Genomic DNA, 25,626 nt, shown 5'->3' with positions numbered 1-25,626 from the left:
CCGCCCACGCCTTACGCGCCGCGGATGACCCGTTGATCTGCCGTGCCGGCGCTGCCTGTTTGCATCATTCACCTCCCCCGAGGCGATGACCCGACGGGCCAAGCCCGGTGATCATAAAATCACCACTGCTTGGGCCTGACCTGCCCCGCACACCCCAAGATGTTGTGGCGGCGAGGGAATCCAAGCTACCCCCGACCGGGCCTCAAGTCAACGCCTTTCATGATGAAGATCATGTTTTCATCGAATGCCGCGCGGCACCGGCGGGACCTCGCGGCGTCGGCCCCGGATGGCGAACTTCAGACCCGATTGCAGGGTCTTTGCGCAGACTGCAGACCGCTGCAGGCGGCGGCGCCGGCCTTGAATCGACCCCGCTACGCCGCGATTTCACGTACCTGCCACCCACCGAACCGGATAAAGAACGACCCATGCGTCCGCTGCCCACCCTGATCGCCCTGATCGCCGCCGCGGCCTTTGGCGGCTTTGCCGCGACTGCCCTGCGCGGCGGACTCGAGCAGCCGGCCCAGGCCGAACCCCTGCCCGTTCCGGCCCCCGCCGCCAGCACCGCCGCCACCGCCGTGCCCGGCATCGCCGCGCTGCCGACCGCGGTCGACGGCCAGATGCTGCCGTCGCTGGCGCCGATGCTGCAGAAGGTGACCCCGTCGGTGGTCAGCGTGCACAGCAAGCAGCACGTACGGGTCAGCCCGTTCGGCAACGACCCGATGTTCCGGCGCATGTTCCCCGAGCTGTCGCAGGACCGGGTCCGCGAGTCGCTGGGCTCGGGCGTGATCGTCGACGCCAGGCGCGGCTACGTGCTGACCAACCACCACGTGATCGAGGGCGCCGACGACGTCTCGGTGACCCTGGCCGACGGCCGCACGCTCAAGGCCGAGTTCGTCGGCTCCGACGCCGACACCGATGTGGCGCTGATGAGGATCCCGGCGCAGGACCTGACCGCGATCCCGCTGGCCGACAGCAACACGCTGCGGGTCGGCGACTTCGTGGTCGCGGTCGGCAATCCGTTCGGCGTCGGCCAGACCGTCACCTCCGGCATCGTCTCGGCGGTGGGCCGCAGCAACCTGCCGGGACTGGGCTTCCAGAACTTCATCCAGACCGATGCGTCGATCAATCCCGGCAATTCCGGCGGCGCGCTGGTCAACCTGCGCGGCGAGCTGGTCGGCATCAACACCGCCAGTTTCAATCCGCGCGGCAGCATGGCCGGCAACATCGGCCTGGGTTTCGCGATCCCGACCAACCTCGCCAGCAACGTGATGGGCCAGCTCGCCGCCAACGGCGAAGTGCGGCGCGGCACGATCGGCGTCGACACGCAGAACGTCGACGAGCGCCTTGCCAAGGGCCTGGGCCTGGACGAGCCGCGCGGCGCCGTGGTCACGCGCGTGTATCCCGGCTCGGCCGCCGCCGCAGCCGGGCTGCGCACCGGCGACGTGATCGTCGCGGCCAACGGCGAGCGCATCGACGACAGCGCCGACTGGCGCAATTTCCAGGGCCTGCAGTCGCTGGGCAGCCAGCTGGCGCTGGACGTGCGCCGCGAGGGCAAGCCGCTGAAGCTGACCACCGCGCTGCGCGAACAGCCGCGCGACGGCCTGAGCCTGGATCCGCGCCTGGCCGGCGCCAGCTTCGGCGACGTGCCCGAATCGCTGCGCCGCCAGGGCCTGCAGGGCGTGCTGGTCACCGACGTCGCCAAGGGCAGCCGCGCCGCGCGCAGCGGGCTGCGCAAGGACGACCTGATCCTGCAGGCCACCAGCGGCAAGTTCAGCGACCTGACCAGTTTCCGCGCCAGTTTCGCCGAGCAGCCGCCGCAGCTGGTGCTGCGCATCCTGCGCGGCAACCGCAATGGCAATCTGGTAATGCAGTAAGGTCGAGAATGCCGCAGGCGCACTGCGCGTGCCGGCCCTGATCCGCTTCCCCCGTCCGTTGCAAGGAGTACCAACGATGAACATGCCCCCGACCGCCACCGACGCCATCAAGGACAACCTCGGCGAGGCCGGCAGCCACCTCAAGCAGGCCGCTTCGGCCGCCGGCGAAGCGATCAAGGGCGCCGGCAGCGCCGCCGGCGACGAACTGCGCCTGGGCAAGGCCAACCTGAAGGCGGAACTGGCCGACAGCGCATTGGCCGGCATCGCCGCCGCCGAGAACATGGGCGACGCCGCGCGCGAGCAGATGGACGTGCTGATGGACAAGAGCCGCGACGTGCTCGACAGCGCTTCGGAACTGATCCGCGAGCGCCCGCTGACCGCGTTCGGCATCGCCTTCGCCGCCGGCTGGCTGATCGCCAAGGTGGCCCGTTCCAGCAACAAGTAAACCCGGCGCGTGAGCGAAGACCCCCGTCCCGTGCCACCGCCGCGGGAACCCGACCCGCCGGCGGACGACGCGCGCGAGCCGCCGCCGCACCTGGACGAAAGCGTGCGCCGGATCGGCGCCGCCGGCCGCGCCAGCCTGGATTCGGCGCTGGAAACCGGGCGTGCCCTGCGCAAGCTGGTGGTGGCCGACCTGGCGCTGGCGCGCAGCGCGCTGGGCCGCGCGCTGGCGTGGACCGGGGTGGCGATCGTGTTCGGCGCCTCGTCCTGGCTGCTGCTGATGGCCGCCGCCATCGCATTGCTGCAGGCCTGGGGCTGGTCATGGCTGGCCGCCAGCGCGATCTGCGCCGGCCTGAGCCTGGCGGTGACGGTGCTGGCCGCATGGCGGGTCAGTTGCTTCTTCGATCACGCCGGCATGCATGCCACCCGCCGCCAGTTGCGTCGGCTCGGCATCGGCGACGATGACGAAGAAGAGCAGGAGGCCGCGACCGCGCCGAAACCGGAGCCGCCGGCCGCATGAACTTCGAGGCCCTCAAGCGTCGCGTCGAACGCAGCGAACACGTGGTCGAAGGCCGCGCGCAGCAGACGCAGACGCATTGGCACGACTTCACCACCACCTGGCGCGACAGCTGGACGCCGACGCGGATCGTGATCGCCGGCCTGATCAGCGGCTTCGTGGTCGGACGCAGCGACCCGGCGCAGACATTGGGCAAGCTCGGCGCGCTCGGCGGCAGCGGCACGCGCGTGCTGCAGCTGATCGGCACGCTGTCCGGCCTGTTCGCCTCCGTGCAGGCCAGTACTGCGGCCGGCCAGGCCGAGCACGCGGCGGACAAGGCCGAGGCCGTCGCCGACGAAGCGCAGCCGACCGCCGCGCCGCGAGCGCCATCGCCGCCGCGTCCGGCACCCGACCCGGTCGCACCGCGCCCGGCGGAAGCGGCCACGGAAATGTCCGAACACTGAGACGTCGCGTAGCGTGCGCTGCGCGCACGAAAGGATGCCGGTCGTGCGCACAGCGCACGCTACGGATCGCGCTTGAGGGACGGGCTATGGCCTGCATCGGAAAGAAAAGACATATCTTGCGCATCCCCGCCGAGCCTCGACGATGACACTGCCGCCCGACGCACCCGACACCCCGGAACCGGAACCGCCCGCACCATCGCCACGCCCACGCGGATCGACGGCGCTGGTGGTGCTGGCCGTGCTGGCGGTCGGCTACACGCTGTGGGCCGCGCAGGACCTGATCCTGCCGATCCTGCTGGCGATGTTCTTTGCCCTGGTCGGCAACCCGATCCTGCGCGGACTGCGCCGGATCTACATCCCGCGATTCCTCGGCGCCGCGCTGCTGCTGGTGCTGGGCCTGGCCGGCGCGGTGATGCTCGGTCGCCAGCTGATCGGTCCGGCCGGCGAATGGATGCAGCAGATGCCGCGCGAATTGCGCGTGCTGGCGCCGAAGCTGCGCGAGATGACCCAGCCGATGCAGCAGGCCAACAAGGCCGCCGAGTCGTTCGCGCGCGCCGCCGGCGACAGCCAGAACCGCAAGGTGCAGGTGGTCGCGATCCAGGATCCGGATCCGTGGAAATCGCTCACCGCCACGCCCAAGCTGCTGGCCTCGGTCCTGGCGGTGGTGCTGCTGACGTTCTTCTTCATGACCTATGGCGAGAACCTGCAGCGCAACGCGATCGCGCTGCTGCCGGGCCGGCAGCAGAAGAAGCTCACCGTCGACATCCTGCAATCGATCGAGCGCGAGATCTCGCGCTACGTACTGACCATCAGCATCATCAATACCCTGCTCGGCCTGGCCGTGGCCGGCGCGCTGCACGCAATGGGCCTGGAACTGCCGGAAGCGCTGCTGTGGGGCACGGTGGCGGCGCTGCTCAACTTCGCGCCTTATGTCGGCCCGCTGATCGGCGTGATCCTGATGCTGCTGATGGGTTTCGTCAGTTTCGAAGGGCTGTGGCCCAACCACACTTGGTCGCCGCTGATGCCGGCCACCGTGTACCTGACGCTGCACGTGCTGGAAGGCCAGCTGATCACCCCGATCGTGCTTGGCCGGCGCATGGCGCTGTCGCCGCTGCTGCTGATCCTGGCGCTGCTGCTGTTCGGCTGGTTGTGGGGGATCATCGGGCTGCTGCTGGCGGTGCCCTTGCTGGTGTGCATGAAGATCGTGCTGGCGAGGATCGAGGGATTGGAAGGATGGGCGCGGCTGCTGGAGTGATGGTCTTGTCGTCTTCCCACCGTCATCCCAGCGCAAGCTGGGATCCATCTTGATCTTGCCGTTGAAGCCGTCATTCCCGCGTCCTTCGACAGACTCAGGATGAGTGAGGCGGGGTTTTCAACAGCCGCGTGGCTGGTCATCCAGTTATTTTGCATTGGCTTTGTAGAGCGAAGGTTGCTTCGCCGCCTTTCATGGCGTTCTAGGCGACTTGCCCTCACTTCGTTCGGGGTTTTCGTCCGCTGTCGCGGCCGAGTCACTTTCTTTGCTGGCCCAAAGAAAGTAACCCAAGAAAGGGCCTGAAGCCGTTGGTGCGGATGTTGCACTCGTTGAATCCGGCGCTGATTTCTTGCTACGCGACCAAGGTTCTTGTTCTCGATCCGGATTTGAGCAAGGACGATTGCAGCAACATCGCTTCGTTGATCCGGTTGCTCTCGGACATGCTCGCCGAATCGAATTTTGCAGCAACCGCCACATTCAAATTTCGGGCCGTACCTGTTCAACGTGCTTGGGCAGTCACCGTTGTCCCGCACAACACCAAATACGACACCGCAAACGGGCTTCTGGCCCTTTCTTTGGTTACTTTCTTTGGGCCAGCAAAGAAAGTGACCCGTGTGCTTCAGCGCACGGAAGCCCTTGATCATTGCCCTTACTCCCCGCCCACACCACCTGCGACAACGCACCCCATCAAAACCTGGATCCCGGCCTTCGCCGGGATGACAGCTTGAAGGCTTCAAGCAAGGCAGGAGCTCCGCTCCACGAAGCCGGCCGGACACGGGCCGCCGGCTGCGCATGAAGAAGCCCCCACCCCCATTCCCGTAAAATACCCACGTGAGCTTCCCCATCCGCGCCATCACCCTCGACCTCGACGACACCCTGTGGCCGTTCGCCCCGATCGGCGAACGCATCGAACGCGTGCTCGACGAATGGATGCGCGAACACAGTCCGCAGACCGCGGCGCGTTTCCCGGTCGCCGAGATGCGCGCCCTGCGCGACCGCGTGTTCGCCGAGAACAGGCACCTGATCCACGACCTCGGCGCGCTGCGGCGGCTGTCGCTGCAGCGCGCGCTGCTCGAAAGCGGTGGCGATCCGGCCCTGGCCGATGCGGCGTATGCCGCGTTCTACGCCGCGCGCAACCAGGTCGACTGCTATCCGGACAGCATCGATGCGCTGGCGCGCATCGCCGCGCACCTGCCGGTGGCGGCGCTGACCAACGGCAATGCCGACCTGGAAGTGATCGGCCTGTCCGGCCATTTCCGCTTCCAGCTCGGCGCGCGCGAACACGGGGCCGCCAAGCCGCAGGCGAGCATCTTCCACGCCGCGTGCGAACGCCTCGGCGTCGCGCCGGCGGAAGTGCTGCACGTCGGCGACGATGTCGAGATGGACGTGGTCGGCGCCGCGCGCGCCGGCCTGCGCACCTGCTGGATCAATCGCGATGGCCGCCACTGGCCGCACGACGATCCGCAACCCGACCTGCACTTCGACAACCTCGCCGCGCTCGCCGATTGGCTGGACGCGCACGCCCACCATCACCCGAGCATCGCCGCCGCATGAACCTGCCCACTGGTTTCGTTTCCGATTCCGACAACGCACTGCCGCTGTACTGCGTGCAACGCACCGGTTTCGACGACTGGCGCAAGGCGCAGACGCCGGCGATCGGCCAGTGGATCGACGCGCAGACCTTCGATGCCGCTTCCGGCAGCCTGCTGCTGTTGCCCGGCGACCATGGCATCGCTGGCGCGGTACTGGGCATCGGCGATCCGCTCGATCCCTTCGCCTATGCGCATGCGCCGCATGCGTTGCCGCCCGGCGACTGGGTGCTGGCCAACGACCTGGCCGACGACGCGCGCAACGCGCTGCAACTGGGCTGGGGCCTGGGCAGCTATCGCTACACGCGCTACAAACAGCCGCTGCGCGCGCCGGCGCGGCTGGTGCTGGCCGCCACCGCAGCCGACGCGGAAACCTTCGCGCTGCTGGACGCGTGCCTGCGCGTGCGCGACCTGGTCAACACGCCGACCCAGGACATGGGGCCGCAGCAATTGGAAGACATCGCGCGCGAGATCGCCCAGGCGCACGGCGCCCGCATCGAAGTGATCGCCGGCGACGAGTTGCTGGCGCAGAACTTCCCGGCCATCCATGCGGTCGGTCGCGCCTCGCATCGCGCGCCACGGCTGATCGCATTGCGCTGGGGCGACGACACGCATCCGCACGTGGCGCTGGTCGGCAAGGGCGTGTGCTTCGACACCGGCGGCCTCGACATCAAGCCGGCCGACGGCATGCGCAACATGAAGAAGGATATGGGCGGCGCCGCGCATGCGCTGGCGCTGGCCGAACTGATCATGGCGCGCGCCCTGCCGGTGCGGCTGACGCTGCTGGTCCCCGCGGTGGAAAACGCGATCGGCCCGGATGCGTTCCGTCCCGGCGAAGTGATCACCACGCGCTCGGGCATCAGCGTGGAGATCGACAACACCGATGCCGAGGGCCGGGTGATCCTCGGCGATGCGCTGGTGTATGCCGGCGAGCAGGCGCCGGAACTGCTGATCGACTTCGCGACGCTGACCGGCGCGGCGCGGATCGCGCTGGGCCCCGACCTGCCGGCGCTGTACAGCAACGACGACACGCTCGCCAACGACTGGCTGACCGCCGGCGCGCAGGCGCGCGATCCGCTGTGGCGCATGCCGCTGTGGCGTCCGTACTGGCGCTACCTGACCAGCAACGTCGCCGACCTGGCCAATTCCGGGCCCAGCCGCATGGCCGGCAGCGTCACCGCCGCGCTGTACCTGGAGCGCTTCGTGCCCGCGCAGCAGAAGTGGGCACATCTGGATGTGTACGCCTGGAACGATAGCGAGCGCCCCGGCCGCCCCACCGGCGGCGAGGCGCAGGCCCTGCGCGCGGTCTACGCGATGCTCAAGGCAAGGTTTTCGTAATTTACGTAGGGCGCATTAGCCGCAGGCGTAATGCGCCGCATGCCATGGCTCCGGACACCATGTTGCGGCGCAATGCGCTTCGCTTATTGCGCTCTACGGGAGTGGTTTTATCCGCTTCGATCGGATCCGATCCGTGTCAAAAGGACGCCCACCTCACAGCCAGCCTTTCTGCCGTGCCATGCGATAGGCCTCGATGCGGTTGCCGACGCCGAGCTTGCCGATCGCTTCGGACAGGTAATTGCGCACGGTGCCGTGGGAGAGGTGCAGCTGCGTAGCGATCTCGCTGGCCGACCGGCCTTCGCCGGCCAGGCGCAGGATCTGGCGTTCGCGATCGTTGAGCGGATCGGCCTCGCCCCAGGCATCCAGCGCCAGTAGCGGATCGATCGCGCGACCACCGCGATGCACCTTGCGCAGCGCTTCGGCCAGGTCCTCGGCCGGCGCATCCTTCAACAGGTAGCCGGACACGCCCGCGTCGAGCGCGCGGCGCAGGAAACCGGCGCGGGCGAAGGTGGTGACGATGACGACGCGCACCGGCAGCCCATGGCGCTGGATGCGCTGCGCCAGTTCGAGGCCGCTGAGCCCCGGCATCTCGATGTCGGTGATCAGCACGTCGGGCTTGAGGCGCTGCAGTTCGCGCCAGGCGCTTTCGCCATCGGCGGCCGCGCCGAGCACCTCGATGTCCGGCTCCAGGCCCAGCAGCGCCGACAACGCGCCGCGCACCATCGCCTGGTCTTCCGCCAGCAGGATGCGGATCATGCCGCGCTCCTGCGGATCGTCGCGATCGACCGGGAATGCAGGCTCATACGGCGCGCCACTGCGCTGCGCCGGAAGGAACGGCGGGCCCGTCCTGCACTGGCTCGGTTCCGATGCGCCCTCTCGCCGGTTTCGCCGGCACGCTGGCCAGCAGGCGCGTGCCCTGGCCTTTCGGCGACTCGATGGCGAGCGTTCCGCCCAGTGCCGACATGCGTTCGCGCATGCCGCTGAGGCCATTGCCGTCGCCGGCGATGCCGCCGCTGCCGTTGTCGACGATGCGCAACTGCACCGCGTCTCCGGCACGCGCGAAGGCGACCTGCACGCGGCTGGCGCGTGCATGGCGGGCGACGTTGGTGACCGCTTCGCGCAACACCAGCGACAACCCGCGCTCGACTTCCAGCGACAGATCCGTTGGCGGCAGATCGTAATCCAGGCGCACCTGCGACGATTCCAGCAGCAGGCGCGCCGCCGCCAGTTCGGCCGCCAGGTCGGTGGCACGGATGCCGGTCACCGCGCTGCGCACTTCCGCCAGCGCATGGCGGGCGACGCGTTCGGCTTCCTCCAGTTCGCGCCGTGCCGCCGCGCCATCGCGATCGAACAGCTTGCGTGACAGTTCCAGCTTCAGCGTGATCAGCGACAGCGTATGGCCGAGCAGATCGTGCAGGTCGCGGCCGATGCGTTCACGCTCGGCGGTGGCCGCGAGGCGGCGCACTTCGTCGTGCGACAACTTCAGCGCGGCGTCCTTCTGCTGGTTGACCCGCTCGACGCTGACGATGATGCCGACGATGAAGGTCATCGCCGGGATCCACACCAGCATCTGCCATGGATAGCCGATCCACCAGGCCAGCGCGCCATAGGCGATGTTGAGCAGCAGCAGGTGCCACAGGTAGCTCAGCGAAAAATGCGACCGGCATGCGCTCAGCATGATGCAACCGAACATGAAGTAGGTGATCCCTGCCGGATACACCGGCAGCAGCAGCATGCTCAGCGCGACCATGCCCAGCGCATAACGCCAGGCGATCCGCCGCGGCGCCAGCAGCGTCATCGCGTACAGCAGCACGAACAGCGGATACGACAGCAGGGTGAGGCCCAGCCACTTCCAGCTGTATCCGCCGCCGAAGATCGGAGTGATGAATACCCAGAACGACCACAGCAGGTGCACGCTGTCGGTCCACGGCGATTTGCCCTGCTGCAACGCGTGCGCGGCGGCCGAATCCGGGGCGACCGCCAGCCATGTGGGAACTAACCTGGATTTCATCGACCTTTCCAGTGGCGGACCAGTACGCCGATCATGCCATCGCCGGCGCGGCGAGCCCGTTGCACGCGTGAGGCGCAGGTGCGGTTGCGCCATTGCCGTCTCCGATCGCATCGCATCGGAGTGCGGCCACGATAAGCGCCGCAGCGGCGCACATGCAGTCGCGCCGGTCAGGCGATCCGCATGACAGCCGTCAGATGACCGCGCCGCGGCCAGGGCGTAGGCTGTCGTCCCGTCGCGTCGTGGCAGTCCGGAACTGCCCGCCGCCGGTCTATCGGTCGCCACCGGGGAAGGTTGGCGACCGCCGCCTCTGCGGTCACACTTCGCCCCCTTCCACTCGACACGGGTAACGATGAACGCTTCTGCCGACCTGTTGAAGGAACTGCGCATCGATCGCAAGGGTGCGCCGCCGCCGCGCAACCTGCGCGGCCTGTGGATCGCGCTTGCCGTGATCGTCGTGCTGCTGCTGGTCGCCGGCGCAGCCTGGGCGTTCTTCACCCGCGACAAGGGCGTGGAGGTGCGCACCGCGCCGGTGCTGGCGATCGGCGGCAGCGGCAGTGCGTCGGCCTCGGTGCTGGATGCCAGCGGTTATGTCGTCGCGCGGCGCATCGCCACGGTGTCGTCGAAAATCACCGGCCGCGTGCGCGAGGTGCTGATCGAGGAAGGCCAGGCAGTGAAGGAAGGCCAGGTGATGGCGACGCTGGATCCGATCGATGCCGATGCCGAACGCAGCCTCGCCAATGCCCAGCTCGGTGCGGCGCGCAGCCAGGCCGACAGCGTACAGGCGCAGCTGCGCGAGGCCGAAGCCAATGCGACGCGACTGTCCACGCTGGTGCGCCAGCAGCTGGTGTCGAAGTCGCAGTACGATCAGGCCGTGTCGCAACGCGATTCGCTGCGCGCGCAGCTGGTCACCGCGCAGCGCAACGCCAGGGTCGCATCGGAACGTTTGCGCATCAGCGACATCGGCGTCGACAACACCATCGTGCGTGCGCCATTCGCCGGCGTGGTCACGGCCAAGGCCGCGCAGCCGGGCGAAATCGTGTCGCCGCTGTCGGCCGGCGGCGGCTTCACCCGCACCGGCATCGGCACCATCGTCGACATGGATTCGCTGGAGATCGAGGTCGACGTCGGCGAGGCCTACATCGGCCGCGTGCAGCCGAAGATGCCGGTCGAGGCCACGCTCAACGCCTACCCGGACTGGAAGATCCCCGCCGAGGTAATCACCATCATCCCCACCGCCGACCGCGGCAAGGCCACGGTCAAGGTGCGCATCGCCATCAAGCAGAAGGATCCGCGCATCGTCCCGGACATGGGCGTCAACGTCAGCTTCCTGGAAGCGGACAAGCCGGCCACGGCGCAGGCGCCGCCGCGCGGCGTGCGCGTACCGGCGGCGGCGATCGTCAAGCGCGATGGCGGCGATGTGGCCTTCGTGGTCGCCGGCGACGACCAGGACAGCGCCGAGCAGCGCGGCGTCAAGCTGGGCCGCACGCTGGGCAACGACCGCGAGGTATCGTCGGGACTGTCCGCCGGCGAAACCGTGGTGCTGGACCCGCCGGCGGAACTGCAGGACAGCGGCAGGATTCGGATTGCAGGCGACGGGGTGTCGAAAAACTGATTCCCCGTTCGTCGCAGTCAGGATGGGGCCGATGCCCCGGCGGAAAGACGGGTTCCCCCGCAGTCGGGAACCGGCTCACACCTTTCATCAAGAGGAACACGCGATGGCATCCCTGGTTTCCACCCGCAACCTCACCAAGACCTACCAGCGCGGCCCGGAAAAGATCGAAGTGCTGCACGGTATCGACCTGGAGATCGCCAAGGGCGACTTCATCGCGCTGATGGGCCCGTCCGGTTCCGGCAAGAGCACCCTGCTCAACCTGATCGGCGGCCTCGACAATCCGAGTTCCGGCGAGATCGAAGTCGGCGGCGAGCGCATCGACCGGATGAGCGCGGGCCAGCTTTCGCAGTGGCGTAGCGACCACGTCGGCTTCGTGTTCCAGTTCTACAACCTGATGCCGATGCTGAGCGCACAGCGCAACGTCGAGCTGCCGCTGCTGCTGACCCACCTGGGTGCGGCGCAGCGCAAGCGCAACGCCGAGATCGCGCTGACCCTGGTCGGCCTGGCCGATCGCCGCTCGCACAAGCCCAACGAACTGTCCGGTGGCCAGCAGCAGCGCGTGGCGATCGCGCGCGCGATCGTGTCCGATCCGACCCTGCTGATCTGCGACGAACCGACCGGCGACCTCGACCGCCAGTCGGCCGAGGAGATCCTGGGCCTGCTGCAGACGCTCAACCGCGAGCACGACAAGACCATCGTCATGGTGACCCACGATCCGAAGGCGGCCGAGTACGCGTCGCACACGCTGCATCTGGACAAGGGCACGCTGGTCGAACAGGTGCAGCACGCCGCGTAATCCCATTACCGTCATCCCGAGCGCAGCGAGGGACCTGTTTTTTCCGGCATCCGGGGAAAGCAGAAGCAGGTCCCTCGCTGCGCTCGGGATGACAGAGGTAGAAGGAATCGAACGATGAAATACCTCCATCTGATCTGGGCCGAGCTGTTCCGGCGCAAGACGCGCACGATCCTGACATTGCTGTCGATCCTCGCCGCGTTCCTGCTGTTTGGCCTGCTCAACGGCGTGCGCGAGAGCTTCGCCGAAGCCGGCAGGAGCGCGGCCGGTGCGTCGCGCCTGCAGACCGGCTCCAAGCTGTCCTTCATCCAGACCCTGCCGCTGTCGCTGCACGAGCGCATCAAGCAGGTCGATGGCGTGCAGGCGGCGACCTACGCCAATTGGTTCGGCGGCGCCTACCAGGATCCGCGCAACCAGATCTTCAGCTTCGCGGTCGCGCCGAACTACCTGGACCTGTATCCGGAGATCGAAGTCGATCCGAAACAGCGCGAGGCCTTCGACAACACCCGCACCGGCATCCTGGTCGGCGAACTGCTGATGAAGCGCTTCGGCTGGAAGGTCGGACAGAAGATCCCGCTGCAGTCGACCATCTTCCCCAACCGCGACGGCAGCAAGAACTGGAGTTTCGACATCGTCGGCACGATGCGCTCCAAGGACAAGAAGAGCGGCGGCTGGTACGACAACCTGATCCTGATGCAGTGGAAGTACTTCGACGAGTCCACCTCGTACAACCGCGGCGAGACCGGCTGGTACGTGGTGCGCGTGGCCGATCCCGCGCAGGCCGACCGCGTCGCCAAGGCAATCGATGCGCTGTCGGCCAACTCGGCGTACGAGACCAAGACCATGACCGAGCAGGCCGCGTTCGCCAACTGGATGAAGCAGACCGCCAACATCGGCCTGATCGTCGGCTCCATCATGGGCGCGGTGTTCTTCACCCTGCTGCTGCTGACCGGCAACACCATGGCGCAGGCGGTGCGCGAACGCATCCCGGAACTGGCGGTGCTCAAGACCATCGGCTTCAAGGACGGCAGCGTGCTCGGCCTGGTGCTGGCCGAATCGGTACTGCTGGTGCTGATCGGCGGCGTGCTCGGCCTCGGCCTGGCCGCGGTGCTGGGGCCGCTCATCAACGTCGGCAGCGGCGGCATGATCAACATGCCGCCGGTCGGGCTGAGCAGCTGGCTGCTGGGCCTGGGCCTGATGATCGCGATCGGCCTGCTGGTCGGCGCATTGCCGGCGATGCGGGCGATGCGGCTGAACATCGTCGATGCGCTGGCGGGACGATGAGAGCCGGGAATAGGAAGTCGGGAATCGAGAATCGGGAACGCGCAGCGGACCCGATGCTCCGACACGTCGCTGCAAGCCTGATGAGGATCCACCGTCATGGGTAAGTTGAAATCCTTCCTGCGCGGCCTCGGCCTGTTTTTGCTGGTCGTGGCCGGCATCGCCGCCTGGCTGGCGTTGCCGTGGCCGTTCCTGCTTGGCCTGGCCGTCCTGTTCGCGTTGTGGATGCTGTTCACGCGGCGTGGCCGCCAGGCCGCGTCGGTGACGCGCGTCGGCGTCAGCACGCTGATGCAGCGGCTCGGTTCCTCGTCGGTGATCGTGGTCGGCATCGCCGGCGTGGTCGCGGTGCTGGTGGCGATGCTGGCGATGGCCGAGGGCTATCGCGAGACGCTGCGCAAGAGCGGCAGCGAGGACACCGCAATCGTGCTGCGCGGCGCATCCGCGTCCGAGGTGATGTCGACGCTGGACCGCGCCTCGACGACCGTGATCGAACAGGTCCCGGGCATCGCCCGCGGCGCCGACGGTCGACCGCTGGCGTCGGCGGAACTGGTGGTCGCCGCCAACCTGCCATTGAAGGGCGGCGCTCCCGACGAGGACGGCAGCGTGCAGCTGCGCGGCGTCGGTGCGCAGGCGTGGGCGGTGCGGCCGAACGTGAAGATCATCGAGGGTCGCAGGTTCGAGACCGGCCGGCGCGAAGTCGTGGTCGGCCAGGGCGCGCAGCGCCAGTTCGCAGGTCTCGAAGTCGGCAAGCCGATCCGGCTCGGCAGCGAGACCTGGACCGTGGCCGGCGTGTTCCAGTCCGGCGATGCCATGGATTCGGAGATCTGGGGCGATGCCGAAGTGGTCGCCACCACCTACCGCCGCGGCAGCAGCCGTACCTCGGTGACCGCGCGCCTGACCGACGCCAACGCGTTCAAGGGCTTCAAGGCGGCGATGGCCTCCGATCCGCGGCTGGATGTCGATGCCAGCACCACCCTCGACTACTTCAGCAAGCAGTCCGAGCAGATGACCAAGATCATCCGCATCATCGGTATCGTGGTCGGCGCGATCATGGCGATCGGCGCGGTGTTCGGCGCGCTCAACACCATGTTCGCCACGGTCGCCACGCGTGCGCGCGAGATCGCCACGCTACGCGCGATCGGCTTCCGCAGCGTGCCGGTGGTAGTCGCGGTGATGCTGGAAACGATGCTGCTGGCGCTGCTCGGCGGCGTGCTCGGCGGCGTGCTGGCCTGGCTGATCTTCAACGGCTACACCGCCTCCACCATCGCCGGCGGCGTCGGCCAGCTGACGTTCGAGTTCAACGTCTCGCCGGCCGTGCTGTGGACCGGGATCAAGTGGGCGCTGGCGATCGGCTTCGTCGGCGGCCTGTTCCCGGCGCTGCGCGCGGCCAGCCTGCCGGTGACCACGGCGTTGCGGGCGGCCTGATGCCGCCTGCGACCATGGCGCCGGATCTGCGGCGCCTGTCCAAGCGCGAGCTGTACGCGCGTTATGCGGACCTGCAGCAGCGCGCGCATGCCTGTTATGAGGAAGGCATTGCCTTTGATCAGGCCAGCGCGAAGGCCGCACCGCTGATCACGCAGGCCGATGCGGTCGCCACCGAGATCGTACGGCGTGCGCGTCGCACGGCACGCTGGTCCCGTGCACTGGCCTACGCGGCCGCGGCGATCGCGGTCGCGTTGATCGTGTGGCGCGCGGTCGCGCAATCCTGACGCCGCGCGAAGCTTGCCGCGTCGCTCACCACTCCCTAGCTTTGTAGAGCGGAGCTTGCTCCGCTGCTTTTGCTTGTCTCCTTCTCCTTCAAGGGGAAGGCCGGGATGGGGATGGGTTGATGTTGCAGTGAACCTCAAGGTCAAACCCATCCCCACCCAACCCTCCCCTTGAAGGGGAGGGCTCAGAGCAGCGGAGCAAGCTCCGCACTACAAGGCAGAGGGCGGAATGCGTCAGGCGGCTACAGGCACGACGCGCCGGCGTGAGCGCCAGACCCCATCGACGGCAAACACCGCCAGGCCAATCCAGATGAACACGAAGCCGATCGCACGATCGCGGTCGAAGGTTTCCTGGAAGACCAGCACGCCGATCAGCAGCTGCAGGGTCGGCGCGATGTACTGCATCAGGCCGACCACCGACAGCGGCACGCGTCGCACCGCATAGGCGAAGCCGATCAGCGGCAATGCGGTCAGCACGCCGCCGAACACCAGCAATGCATCCAGCGCCAGGCCCCAGTCGGCGACGAAGCCACCACGGCCGTGCGTCTCGCTCCACAGCAGCAGCGCCAGCGCGGGCAGAAACAGGTAGGCGCTCTCGATGCCCAACCCCGGCACCGAATCCACCGCAGTGACCTTGCGGATCAATCCGTACAGTCCGAACGACGCCGCCAGCGCCAATGCGATCCACGGAAAACTGCCGTAGTTGAAGGTGAGCCACAGCACACCGGCCGCTGCGATCGCCACTGCGATCCATTGCGCGGCATTCAAGCGCTCGCGCAGCAGCAGCACGCCAAGCACGACGTTGAGCAGTGGATTGATGAAGTAGCCCAGGCTAGTCTCGACCACGTGGCCGGCATTGACCGCCCAGATGTACAGGCCCCAGTTGAAGGCGATCAGGGTGCCGCTGAGCGCGAGCATCCACGCCACGCGCGGCCGCGCCACGGCCGCCTTCCACCATTGCGCGCCCTGCTTCCAGCACAGCCAGCCGACCACCAGCAGCGTGCTCCACACGATGCGGTGCAGCACGATCTGCAGCGACGGCACCGCCTTGAGCAGGTGCCAGTACAGCGGCATCAGGCCCCACAGCACGAACGACGCGGCGGCGACCCACAAGCCGCGGCGATCCAGCATCGGCATCGGGCTCATGCGCTCTCGTCCGCGGTCGGCGCTGGTGATGCGGCGGTCTTCGGCGCACGTGCTTTCGCCAGCGTGATCGCGACCACGCCGAGCAGGATCACGCCCATCGCGCCGAGGTCGTGGCTGGTGAACCGTTCCGCGGCGAGCCAGGCGCCGAGCATCACCGCGATCACCGGATTGACGTAGGCGTAGCTGCCGGCCAGCGTCGGCCGCACGTGGTCGAGCAGCCAGATATAGGCGGTGAAGCCGATGATCGAGCCAAAGGTCATCAGGTAGGCGACCGCGAGCATGCCTTTCAGTGTCGGCACGCCGTCGAAACTTTCGCCGGTGGCGAAGCCCGCCGCCAGCATCATTGCGCCACCGCAGAGCATCTGCCCGCTCGCGCTCATGAACGGCGACGGCATGTCGCGACCGCGGCTCCAGATCGAACCGAACGCCCAGGCCAGCGGCGCGATCAGCAATGCGACCAGGCCTTTTGGCGATCCGACCAGCGAACTGCCAGCATTGAGCCAGACCACGCCGATGAAACCGATGCCAAGGCCGATCCATTCCAGCCGCCGCGGATGCTGCCCGCGCAGCGAGGCGAACAGGCCGATCCACAGCGGCGCCGACGCGACGGCGACCGCGGCCAGTCCCGACGACACCCACTGCTCGGCGAGGGTGACCATGCCGTTGCCCAGGCCCATCATCAGGAAGCCCATCACCGCGAGATTCTTCCACTGCGCGCGCGTCGGCGTGGGCACGCCGCGCCAGCGCAGCACGACGTACATCATCGCGCCGGCGACCAGGAAGCGACCGCCGGCCATCAGCAGCGGCGGGAACCCGCCTTCGAGGGCGAGACGGATGCCGAGGTAGGTCGAACCCCAGATCACGTACACGGCCGCGAGCGCGAGGCCGATCGCCAGGCCGCGCGGCATGGCGGGGGACGAGGAAGTGTGCGGGCTGATCATGTTCGGAGGTTTCCGGGGAATCGCCGGCAAGAGGCGCGGCTCAATTCCAGTTCAAGAGACTATCCCCACGGGCTCGCGCGTGGGTTGAATATTTGTGCGCCCAGACGCAAAATTTTTGCATGACCGCCGCGCCGCTACCGCTCGACGATTTCGACCATCGCCTGCTCGAACTGCTGCAGCACGACGCCGCGGCGACGCTCACCGCGCTGGGCGACGAGGTCGGCCTGTCGCCCAGCGCCGTGCAGCGGCGGCTGACGCGCTATCGCAAGAACGGCCTGCTGCGACAGGTGGCGGTGCTGGATCCGGCGCAGCTGGGCAACGTCACCCTGGTCGCGGTGATGGTGACCATGGAGCGGGAGTCGGCCAAACAGCACGCAGCGTTCTGCACACGCATGCGTGCCGCGCCGGAGGTGCAGCAGTGCTACGTGCTGGCCGGCGACTGGGATTATCTGGTGATCCTGGCGACCACCAGCGTCGCGCATTACCGCGAGGTCGCCGAGCGGCTGTTCCTGGAAGAAGGCAACATCAAGCGCTACGACACGCGGCTGGTGTTCAAGCCGGTCAAGCTCGGCCTCAACCTGCCGACGCGGATGCCGGTCCCGCGGCCGGCGCGGCGCCGCAAGTAACGGATTCCCTGTCATCCCGAGCAGAGCTCGGGATGACGACAAACACTTTCACGCCGCGCGCTCGCGCTCCAGCAGGCGCTCCTTCAGCGGCAGGCCCCAGCGGTAGCCGCCCAGCGAGCCGTCGCCGCGCACGACGCGATGACACGGCACCACGATCGCCATGCGGTTGTGCGAGCAGGCGCTGGCGACTGCGCGGGTCGCGCGCGGCGCGCCGAGCGACGCGGCCACTTCGGCATAGCTGCGCGTCTCGCCCTTGGGAATCCTCATCAACGCATCCCACACGCGTTTCTGGAACGCGGTGCCGAGCAGGTCGACCGGCACCTCCGCGCGCCTGCCGGCCAACGCATCGGCGACCGCGCGCACGCGCGGGCCGAGGAATTCATCGCGGCCGGCGTCGACGCGCTGCAACTGCGCCTTGGGGAATTCGGTGTGCAGCCGCGCTTCCAGTTCGCCGTCGTCGTCGCCCAGTTCGATCATGCAGATGCCGCGCTGCGTGGTGGCGATCAGCACGCGACCCAGCGCGGTGTCGATCAGGCTCCAGCGGATCGCCTCGCCGGCACCGCCGGCACGATAACGCGCCGGCGTCATGCCAAGCCGGGCCGCGCCCGCCTCGTACACCCGCGACGGCGAACCGTAACCGGCGTCGTACAGCGCCGCGCTGACGTCATTGCCTTCGCGCAGTGCGGATTTCAGCGTGCCGAGCTTGCGCTGCGCCAGGTACTCGGCGGGGCTGAGGCCATAGCGCGCGGTGAAACGGCGCTGCAGGTAGGACGCACTGATGCCGACCGCGGCGGCCAGCTCGGCCAGCGACGGTTCGCCACCATCGAGCAGTTCACGTGCGCGTTCGAGTTTTCTTTCGGATCTGTCCATGCCGAAAAGAGTAACGGGCGCCCTGGGCGCCCGCTATCCGGATCTTGCTGCGCCTTGATTTCCGGCAAAAACTACTCGGCCCAGTGCCCCGCCGTCTTCGCCACCGGCAGCACCTGGCTGGCGAGCGCGCGATCGCCGTTGAGCAGGCGGATCGCATCGGCCAGGATCGCGGCGGATTCGCGCAGCAGCGGATCCGGACGGTCTTCGGCGGCCTTCTCGCGTGCGGCTTCCTTGGCGATGTCGCGTTCGTTGGCCTGCAGGCCATCGTCGCCGCTGTCGACGAGCAACGGATCGAGCGCGATGTTCAGGCGCTTGCGTTCCTCCTGCCGGTCCTTGCGGATCGCGTCGAGCTTTTCCTTTTCGGCACGGCGTTCGGCCTCGTTGAGCGACAGGTATTTCTTGTCGCGCTCGGCCTTGAACCGCGCCACGTCCTCGGCCTGCCACTGGAATTCCTTGTCGGTGGCGATGCGCGCGGCATGCAGCGACTCAAGTTTTGGCAGCAGCGGCGCGAAGTTGCCGTACTGGGTATGCGGCACCGCGGCGATGCGCGTCCACGGCAGCGCGTTGTCGTAGGTGCTCTCGCCGTAGTCGCTGGCGTCGACCGTCACCGGGAACGCGATGTCCGGCACCACGCCCTTGTTCTGGGTGGAACCGCCGGCGACGCGGAAGAACTGCGCGATGGTCAGCTTGACCTGGCCGTAGCGCGCCTTCTCGTTGGCCGGCCAGCGGTCGAGGTCGACCAGGTTCTGCACCGTGCCCTTGCCGAAGGTGGTCTCGCCGATCACCAGGCCGCGACCGTAATCCTGGATGGCACCGGCAAAGATTTCCGATGCCGACGCCGAGCCGCGGTTGACCAGCACCGCCAGCGGGCCATCCCAGGCCACGCCCGGCGCGCGGTCGTTCTCGACGCTGACGCGGCCACCGGACTCGCGCACCTGCACCACCGGGCCCTGGTCGATGAACAGGCCGGTCAGTTCGATCGCCTCGGTCAACGAACCACCGCCGTTGCCACGCAGGTCCAGCACCACGCCGTCGACCTTGTCGGCGCGGAACTGCTTGAGCAGCTTGGCGACGTCGCGCGTCGCGGAAGCGTAGTCGCCGTTGTTCTTGCGGCGGCCTTCGAAGTCCTGGTAGAAGCCCTTGAGCTTGATCACGCCGATGCGCTTGGCCGGCGCATCGCCGTGGGCCGGGATCGTCAGCGTCTCGGCCTTGGCGGCTTCCTCGGCGAGGCGCACCTTGTCACGGGTCAGCACGATCCGGTTCGGCTTGCTGTCCAAGCCGGCTTCCGGCGGCACCAGGTCGAGCCGGACCTGCGTGCCTTTCGGGCCCTTGATCTTCTCGACCACGTCGTCGATGCGCCAGCCGACCACGTCCTCGATCAGGCCATTGGTGCCCTGGCCGACGCCGACGATGCGGTCGCCCGGCTTGAGTTTGTCGCTGAGGTCGGCCGGGCCGCCCGGCACGATCTCGCGGATCACCACCACGTCGTCCTGCTTCTGCAGCACCGCGCCGATGCCTTCCAGCGACAGCGACATGCTCTGGTTGAAGCGCTCGGCGCCGCGCGGATCGAAGTAGTTGGTGTGCGGATCGATCGAACTGGTATACGCGTTGAGGAAGGTCTGGAACGCATCGTCGCTGTTGAAGTCGGCATAGGTCTTGCCGAGATTGGCGTAACGCTTGTCCAGTGTCTTGCGGATTTCGTCGGGCTTCTTGCCGGCCAGCTTCAGCCGCAGCCAGTCGTTGCGCACCGACTTCTTCCAGACCGCGTCGAGCGCGGCGCTGTCGGCGGCCCACGGCACGTCCTCGCGGTCGTATTCCCAGCGCTCGTTGCCGCTGAAGTCGAAGATGTCCTGCTTGAGCAGGCCGCGCGCGAAGTCGACGCGTTCCTGCACGCGCTGCTTGTACAGGGTGAAGATCGCGTACGCCGGCTCCAGCTGGCCGCTCTTGATCGCGTCGTCCAGCTTGTCCTTCTGCGATGCGAACCGGGCCACGTCCGGCGCGGTGAGGAACATCTTGCCCGGATCGATCGACTCCAGATAGCGCTTGAACACGTCCTGCGACATCGCATCGTCGAGCGGACGCGGACGATAGGCGTAGCGGCTGTCCGACAGCAGGCCGTAGACCAGCTTGGATGTGGTCGCCTGGTCGGCCGAAGGGCCGGTCGGCAGGCCATCGCCATCGGCGCGGGCCAGCAACGCCAGCGGCGCGGTCAGGACAAGGGCTAACAGCAGGGGACTCAATTTCATCGATGCACTCGGGCCGTGGAGCGGCCTGTTCCGGGGACGGGATCGGGACGGATTCAGGTTGCGGGCGGTTTGGACAACACGACAGTGCCGGAAGTTGCCACACAAACGCGCGAACTCACTTTAACCGCCCGCAATCGCGCCGGTGTGAATGGTTTGTCAGCAGGTACGCCGTCGAACGGACGTCCGCGGCGTTTGTATTCCGGGCCGGTTCAGGCCGCGACGCCGGCCTCCGCGGCCTGGCGATCGGCGTGGTACGAGGAACGCACCAGTGGGCCGGAAGCGACGTGGCTGAAACCCAGCGACATGCCATATACCTCGAGCGCCTTGAACTCGTCCGGCGTCCAGTAGCGCAGCACCGGATGGTGGTGCGCGCTCGGTTGCAGGTACTGGCCGATGGTGATCATGTCGACATCGTGCGCGCGCAGGTCGCGCAGCGAGGCCTGCACCTGCTCCATGGTCTCGCCGAGGCCGAGCATGATCCCCGACTTGGTCGGGATCTGCGGATGCTGCTGCTTGAACTTCTGCAGCAGCGTCAACGACCACTGGTAGTCGGCGCCCGGGCGCACGTTCGCGTACAGGTCCGGCACGGTTTCGACATTGTGGTTGAACACGTCCGGCGGATTGGTCGCCAGGATTTCCAGCGCGCGTTCCATGCGGCCCTTGCCGCGGAAATCGGGCGTGAGGATCTCGATCCGGGTGTTCGGCGACTGCACGCGTATCGCGGCGATGCAGTCGACGAAATGCTGGGCACCGCCGTCGCGCAGGTCGTCGCGGTCGACGCTGGTCACCACCACGTACTTCAGGCCCATGTCGGCGATGGTGTTGGCCAGGTTCCGTGGCTCGCTGGCATCCGGCGGCTTGGGCCGGCCATGGGCGACGTCGCAGAAGCTGCAGCGGCGCGTGCAGACCTCGCCGAGGATCATGAAGGTGGCGGTGCCGTGGCCGAAGCATTCGTGGATGTTCGGGCAGCTGGCTTCCTCGCACACCGTGACCAGGCGGTTCTCGCGCAGCTTGGCCTTCAACGCGGCGACCGCGCCATTGCTGGGAATGCGCACGCGGATCCACGACGGCTTGCGCAGCACCGGTGCGTCGTCGAACTTGACCGGGCTGCGCGCGATCTTGTCGCCCGCGACCTGCTTGGCGCCCGGTTCCAGCGACGACGCCGGCGTGGCGACGACCTGCAGCGGAATGGATTTGGCGATGGCGTCGGTCATGGCATCAGGCTTCTTGCTGCTTGCCCACTCTCTCGCGCTGGCGGAGATCGGGATAAGGGTGCGGTTTTGCAGTCGCGCGGGCGGTTTGCGTCGTTTCCTGTTCGATCACGCTGCCAACGACAGGTCCGGCAATGTCGCGCGCCGTTCCAGCGTCAGGCCGAACTGATCGGCAAGATGCTCCAGCAACACCGGCTTGACCGCGTCCATGCTGGAAGGACCGCCCAATTCTAGCATCGCCGTCACCTGCAGGCCTTCGTAGCCGCAGGGATTGATGCGCCGGAACGGCTCCAGATCCATCGCCACGTTGAACGCCAGTCCATGGAACGTGCAGCCGCGACGCACGCGGATGCCCAGTGCGGCGACCTTGGCGCCGGCGACGTATACGCCCGGCGCGCCGGCGCGACGCACGGCCTCGATGTTCCATTCGGCCATCGTGTCGATCAGCGCCTGCTCGATGCGATGCACGTAGTCGCGCACGCCGATCTTCAATCGCCTCAGGTCAATCAGCGGGTAGATGACGATCTGGCCGGGACCGTGATAGGTCACCTGTCCGCCGCGATCGACATGCAGTACCGGGATCGCGCCGGGCATCAGCACGTGTTCGGGTTTGCCGGCCTGGCCGAGGGTGAAAACCGGGTCGTGCTCGACCAGCCATAGTTCGTCCGGCGTGCTGCCGTCGCGGGCGTCTGTGAAACGCTGCATCGCGCGCCAGACCGGTTCGTAAGGCTGGCGACCGAGGTCGCGGATCAGCGCGGGGCCGAGGTCACCGGCGCCGGCTTTCACAACGTCCACTTCACTTCCGGATGCGAACGCAGCGCCTCGTGCGCCGCGTCGTACTGCTCGCGCGATTCGGCGCGGAAGCTCAGCTTCACCGAGACGAACTTGCCACCACTGGATTCGCGGCTGGCCACCGTTTCGTGCAGCACGACGATGCCGGCAGCCGTCAGCAGACGCGGGATTTCGCTCTCCAGGCCGGCCGAAGCCGGCCCGAGTGCCGTGATCTCGAAATCGCCCGGGAACTGGAAGCCGTGCTCGGGATTGTCGGACTTGATTTCCATCCGTGGATTATGGGTCCGCGATCCGCCGAACCCAAGCTGCCGCCAGGCCTGCCTGGAGCAGCCGGCGGCTGCCCCGGCGCCGTTCGGCACCGGGGCGAGCCTGCTATCGGACCGCGATCAGAACTTGATGCTCCAGCTGTTGATGTAGCCGCTGTCGAACCAGCCGTAATCGACCACCCGCAGCTTCCAGGTGCCGTTCTTCACCTCGGGCAGGGTGCCGACGTATTTGCCCTGCACGTTGTCGGTACCGCCGCCGGTACGGTTGACGAGGTTGTAGGTGGTGCCGTCCGGCGCGACCACGTCCACCTTGAGGTCGCCACGGGCGGTGTGGCGGATGTCCACCGTCACCTCGGTGTAACCGGCGTTGCCCTGGCGGCCGGTGATCGTGATCGGGCTTTCGACGATGCTGAAGTCGCGGATCGGGTAGTCGGCGGTGTTGCTGTAGGTCTGCGGCTCGTCGCCGCCGCCGCCGCCATCGCTGACCGTCACCGTCTTGCTCTCGGTGTCGGTGACGCCCTCGTTGTCGGTCACCGTCAGGGTCACGGCGTACTGGCCAGCGGCCGCGTAGGTGTGGCTGGGGCTGGTCTCGGTCGAGGAACTGCCGTCGCCGAAGTTCCAGCTACGCGAGGCGATGGAACCGTCGCTGTCGCTGGACGCGTCGGTGAAGGCCACGGTCAGCCCGTTCACGCTGGTGCTGAAGCCTGCGGTCGGTGCCTGGTTGTCGTCGCCACCGCCGCCGTCGAACGCGCAGCCCGCGGTCGATACGCCGACCACGTCGAATGCGGCGATCACGTCGTCGACATTCTTGCCCATGTCGATCGCGGCCTGGCCCACGCCGCACGAACCCTGGTCGAAGTTGGTGCTGGGTGTCCAGTAGTCGCGGTTGGCGCGGGCGAAGGCCAGGAAGGCGTCCCTGGTGCTCCAGCCACCGCTGTGGACCAGGGTGTAGAACGCCTTGTTGTACACGCCCGAGGAGAAGTGCACGTCCATGCCGTTGTAGTAGTTGTCGGCGTGTCCGATCGATCGGCCGTCGCGGGTCGGGTCGTCCATGTAACGCATGGCGCCATTGCCCTTGAAGATGTCCGCGCCGATCATGAAATCCGCCGCGCCGCGCGAGAAGTCCTCGGCCGCCTCGGCGGAGATGTCGGAGTAGGCCTCGTTGATGCCGCCCGACTGGCCCGAATAGACCAGGTCGGAATTCTGGTTCGTGTAACCGTGCGAAACCTCGTGTGAGAGCACGTCGAGGCTGACCAGCGGGTGGTAGCGGCTTGCGCCGTCGCCGAACGACATGGTCTGGGTGTTCGGATCCCAGAAGGCGTTCTCGTAGTTGCTGCTGTAGTGCGCTTTCAGCGTGACCTTGTTGGTCAGCGGCGCGGCGCCCAGGTAGTCGTTGTACATGTCGAACACGACATGGCCGAAGTAATGCGCATCGTTCATTGGCGAATAGGCGCCGTTGATCGACTTGACGGTGTTGCGCGGGCAGGCGTAGCTGTACGCGGTGTTGCTGCTGGTGCCGTGGTTGAGGTTGACCGTCTTGACCTTGTCGCTCTCCATCGTGCAGGTGCTGCCGCTCTGGGCGACATCGAGGTAACCGTAATCGTTGCCGTACTCGTACTGGCCGATCTTTTCGTTGCCGCCGGGACCGGTGCCGATCTCGGCATTGGCCAGCGCGTCCCACTGCTTGAGGATCGCGCCGGTCTGCGCGTCGACGATCACCACAGGACTCGTGGGCGCACCGCCCTTGCGCGCATCGGCGAAGAACGACACCACGTGGCTCAGGCGGGCACGGCCGTTGTCGTCGACGTAGATCATCTGCTGCGAGCGTTCGCCCTGCACGACCTTGGTGGCCAGGCCCGCGCCCAGGCGGGCGCGCTTGGCGATCGCGATAGCTTGTGATGACGGAATTCCGGGCGCGACCGTCGCCGGCACTTCGCGCTCCAGATCGGTGACCATGCGGCCGAACAGCGTGCGCACATTGCCGTTGGCGTCCTCACCGACGACGATGCTTTCGCCGAAGATCGGGATGCCGCGAAACTGCTGCACGTAGCGACGGTTGGTCACGCCCTTCACCGGCTCGGTGGCCTTGACCAGGCTCAGCGTCGACTCCGTGCCCAGGCCCAGCAGTTCGGCGTGGCGTTCGCCGACCGCGGCCGGACGCCCGACCGCCGCGCTGACTGCCGTGTACTGGCGGTTGAGTTGCGCCACATCCTTGCGCTGCAGGTCGACGCGGTTGGCGGCCTGGGCGGACGCGGCCACCAGGGCCAGCGCCAACGGCGATACCGCGAGCAGATAACGCGAACCTTGTTTGAACTTGCTCATGATTTTTTCTCCTGGAAAGATCTTCAAAACGAAATGCGCCTGCGCGCGGCCTGGTCGTTCCGGCAAATGCGATTCCCATCCGCGCCGTTGCCACAGCAACGACGACGTCAATCGGTTCAACTCCCCTGCGGATCGCCGGCCGGTGGCGATCCAAACGTCACAGTTCCGGTCATCGCCGGTTGTTCCTGTCTCCGCTGCGCTGTCCGATGCATGGCACGGCAGCGATCGCGGGACGTCTGCGCGGCGTTGCCGCGGCGACCGCTATCCGGGTCCATCCCTGGTCCCGGGGCGGCATGGAAGGCAGCAGTCGATCCGACGCGCCGATGCCGACGTGGCGGTCACGTCGGCG

The 25,626-nt window shown here is 67.5% G+C and carries 24 protein-coding genes; 14 read left to right on the top strand and 10 right to left on the bottom strand.

Annotated elements, in window-relative coordinates; translation table 11 throughout:
* The first annotated feature begins 425 nt into the window (after positions 1 to 425).
* From IP90_RS11955 to IP90_RS11920, 8 genes are all read left to right on the top strand, one after another.
* Positions 426 to 1,874, top strand: coding sequence for a Do family serine endopeptidase (locus IP90_RS11955; protein WP_144899872.1), 1,449 nt, complete (start codon positions 426 to 428; stop codon positions 1,872 to 1,874).
* An 82-nt stretch (positions 1,875 to 1,956) separates the two neighbouring features.
* Positions 1,957 to 2,319 carry a hypothetical protein gene (locus IP90_RS11950; RefSeq protein ID WP_144899973.1) on the top strand — a complete coding sequence of 121 codons (363 nt, stop codon included), beginning with the start codon at positions 1,957 to 1,959 and terminating at the stop codon, positions 2,317 to 2,319.
* 30 nt (positions 2,320 to 2,349) lie between these two features.
* Positions 2,350 to 2,835, top strand: a complete 486-nt coding sequence (locus IP90_RS11945) for a phage holin family protein (protein WP_144899972.1) — start codon at positions 2,350 to 2,352, stop codon at positions 2,833 to 2,835.
* A complete protein-coding gene (locus tag IP90_RS11940) occupies positions 2,832 to 3,275 on the top strand; it encodes a protein sip-5 (protein ID WP_144899871.1) in 444 nt (147 codons plus the stop codon). Before IP90_RS11945 ends, IP90_RS11940 begins: the two co-directional genes overlap by 4 nt.
* Positions 3,276 to 3,417: 142 nt before the next feature.
* Positions 3,418 to 4,530 carry an AI-2E family transporter gene (locus tag IP90_RS11935; protein WP_144899870.1) on the top strand — a complete coding sequence of 371 codons (1,113 nt, stop codon included), beginning with the start codon at positions 3,418 to 3,420 and terminating at the stop codon, positions 4,528 to 4,530.
* A gap of 326 nt (positions 4,531 to 4,856) precedes the next feature.
* The gene (locus IP90_RS11930; protein ID WP_144899869.1) at positions 4,857 to 5,255 is read left to right on the top strand and encodes a hypothetical protein; all 399 of its coding nucleotides are present in this window, start codon (positions 4,857 to 4,859) and stop codon (positions 5,253 to 5,255) included.
* A 103-nt stretch (positions 5,256 to 5,358) separates the two neighbouring features.
* Positions 5,359 to 6,081 carry an HAD family hydrolase gene (locus tag IP90_RS11925; RefSeq protein WP_144899868.1) on the top strand — a complete coding sequence of 241 codons (723 nt, stop codon included), beginning with the start codon at positions 5,359 to 5,361 and terminating at the stop codon, positions 6,079 to 6,081.
* The gene (locus IP90_RS11920) at positions 6,078 to 7,454 is read left to right on the top strand and encodes a leucyl aminopeptidase family protein (RefSeq protein WP_144899867.1); all 1,377 of its coding nucleotides are present in this window, start codon (positions 6,078 to 6,080) and stop codon (positions 7,452 to 7,454) included. The genes IP90_RS11925 and IP90_RS11920 overlap by 4 nt, the downstream gene beginning before the upstream one ends.
* A gap of 153 nt (positions 7,455 to 7,607) precedes the next feature.
* Here IP90_RS11920 and IP90_RS11915 read toward each other — a convergent pair whose 3' ends face one another.
* Both IP90_RS11915 and IP90_RS11910 read right to left on the bottom strand, forming a co-directional pair.
* Positions 7,608 to 8,210 carry a response regulator transcription factor gene (locus IP90_RS11915; protein WP_144899866.1) on the bottom strand — a complete coding sequence of 201 codons (603 nt, stop codon included), beginning with the start codon at positions 8,208 to 8,210 and terminating at the stop codon, positions 7,608 to 7,610.
* Between the two features lie 43 nt (positions 8,211 to 8,253).
* A complete protein-coding gene (locus IP90_RS11910; protein WP_144899865.1) occupies positions 8,254 to 9,465 on the bottom strand; it encodes a sensor histidine kinase in 1,212 nt (403 codons plus the stop codon).
* 349 nt (positions 9,466 to 9,814) lie between these two features.
* On the opposite strand from IP90_RS11910, the gene IP90_RS11905 reads away from it, so the two are divergent.
* From IP90_RS11905 to IP90_RS11885, 5 genes are all read left to right on the top strand, one after another.
* Positions 9,815 to 11,077, top strand: coding sequence for an efflux RND transporter periplasmic adaptor subunit (locus IP90_RS11905; protein WP_144899864.1), 1,263 nt, complete (start codon positions 9,815 to 9,817; stop codon positions 11,075 to 11,077).
* 103 nt (positions 11,078 to 11,180) lie between these two features.
* Positions 11,181 to 11,873, top strand: coding sequence for an ABC transporter ATP-binding protein (locus IP90_RS11900; protein WP_144899863.1), 693 nt, complete (start codon positions 11,181 to 11,183; stop codon positions 11,871 to 11,873).
* Positions 11,874 to 11,987: 114 nt separating this feature from the next.
* A complete protein-coding gene (locus tag IP90_RS11895) occupies positions 11,988 to 13,154 on the top strand; it encodes an ABC transporter permease (protein ID WP_144899862.1) in 1,167 nt (388 codons plus the stop codon).
* 96 nt (positions 13,155 to 13,250) lie between these two features.
* The gene (locus IP90_RS11890; protein WP_199753464.1) at positions 13,251 to 14,576 is read left to right on the top strand and encodes an ABC transporter permease; all 1,326 of its coding nucleotides are present in this window, start codon (positions 13,251 to 13,253) and stop codon (positions 14,574 to 14,576) included.
* Positions 14,577 to 14,590: 14 nt separating this feature from the next.
* Positions 14,591 to 14,860, top strand: a complete 270-nt coding sequence (locus IP90_RS11885) for a hypothetical protein (RefSeq protein ID WP_144899861.1) — start codon at positions 14,591 to 14,593, stop codon at positions 14,858 to 14,860.
* 231 nt (positions 14,861 to 15,091) lie between these two features.
* On the opposite strand, the gene rarD is transcribed toward IP90_RS11885, so the two are convergent.
* A complete protein-coding gene (rarD, locus tag IP90_RS11880; RefSeq protein WP_144899860.1) occupies positions 15,092 to 16,003 on the bottom strand; it encodes an EamA family transporter RarD in 912 nt (303 codons plus the stop codon).
* Positions 16,000 to 16,944, bottom strand: coding sequence for a drug/metabolite exporter YedA (yedA, locus tag IP90_RS11875; protein ID WP_144899859.1), 945 nt, complete (start codon positions 16,942 to 16,944; stop codon positions 16,000 to 16,002). The genes rarD and yedA overlap by 4 nt, the downstream gene beginning before the upstream one ends.
* A gap of 119 nt (positions 16,945 to 17,063) precedes the next feature.
* Here yedA and IP90_RS11870 point away from each other — a divergent pair, with 119 nt between their 5' ends.
* A complete protein-coding gene (locus IP90_RS11870; protein ID WP_144899858.1) occupies positions 17,064 to 17,570 on the top strand; it encodes an Lrp/AsnC family transcriptional regulator in 507 nt (168 codons plus the stop codon).
* A 48-nt stretch (positions 17,571 to 17,618) separates the two neighbouring features.
* Here the strand turns inward: IP90_RS11870 and IP90_RS11865 are convergent, their stop codons facing one another.
* The 6 genes from IP90_RS11865 to IP90_RS11840 all read right to left on the bottom strand — a co-directional run bounded on the left by IP90_RS11865 (position 17,619) and on the right by IP90_RS11840 (position 25,277).
* A complete protein-coding gene (locus IP90_RS11865; protein WP_144899857.1) occupies positions 17,619 to 18,440 on the bottom strand; it encodes a methylated-DNA--[protein]-cysteine S-methyltransferase in 822 nt (273 codons plus the stop codon).
* Positions 18,441 to 18,511: 71 nt separating this feature from the next.
* On the bottom strand, positions 18,512 to 20,686 hold the full coding sequence (locus IP90_RS11860) for a carboxy terminal-processing peptidase (RefSeq protein WP_144899856.1): 2,175 nt from the start codon (positions 20,684 to 20,686) through the stop codon (positions 18,512 to 18,514).
* A gap of 209 nt (positions 20,687 to 20,895) precedes the next feature.
* Positions 20,896 to 21,900, bottom strand: a complete 1,005-nt coding sequence (gene lipA, locus IP90_RS11855; protein ID WP_144899855.1) for a lipoyl synthase — start codon at positions 21,898 to 21,900, stop codon at positions 20,896 to 20,898.
* Between the two features lie 105 nt (positions 21,901 to 22,005).
* Positions 22,006 to 22,692 carry a lipoyl(octanoyl) transferase LipB gene (gene lipB / locus IP90_RS11850; RefSeq protein ID WP_144899854.1) on the bottom strand — a complete coding sequence of 229 codons (687 nt, stop codon included), beginning with the start codon at positions 22,690 to 22,692 and terminating at the stop codon, positions 22,006 to 22,008.
* Positions 22,680 to 22,958, bottom strand: a complete 279-nt coding sequence (locus IP90_RS11845; protein ID WP_144899853.1) for a DUF493 family protein — start codon at positions 22,956 to 22,958, stop codon at positions 22,680 to 22,682. Before IP90_RS11845 ends, lipB begins: the two co-directional genes overlap by 13 nt.
* Before the next feature lie 117 nt (positions 22,959 to 23,075).
* A complete protein-coding gene (locus tag IP90_RS11840) occupies positions 23,076 to 25,277 on the bottom strand; it encodes a M4 family metallopeptidase (RefSeq protein WP_144899852.1) in 2,202 nt (733 codons plus the stop codon).
* Between the last annotated feature and the right edge of the window lie 349 nt (positions 25,278 to 25,626).

This window comes from Luteimonas cucumeris, assembly GCF_007830035.1.
In the GTDB taxonomy this organism is placed as follows: domain Bacteria; phylum Pseudomonadota; class Gammaproteobacteria; order Xanthomonadales; family Xanthomonadaceae; genus Luteimonas_C; species Luteimonas_C cucumeris.
Note: the sequence above shows the minus strand (reverse complement) of the source record. Positions and strands in the feature narration are given on the sequence as shown.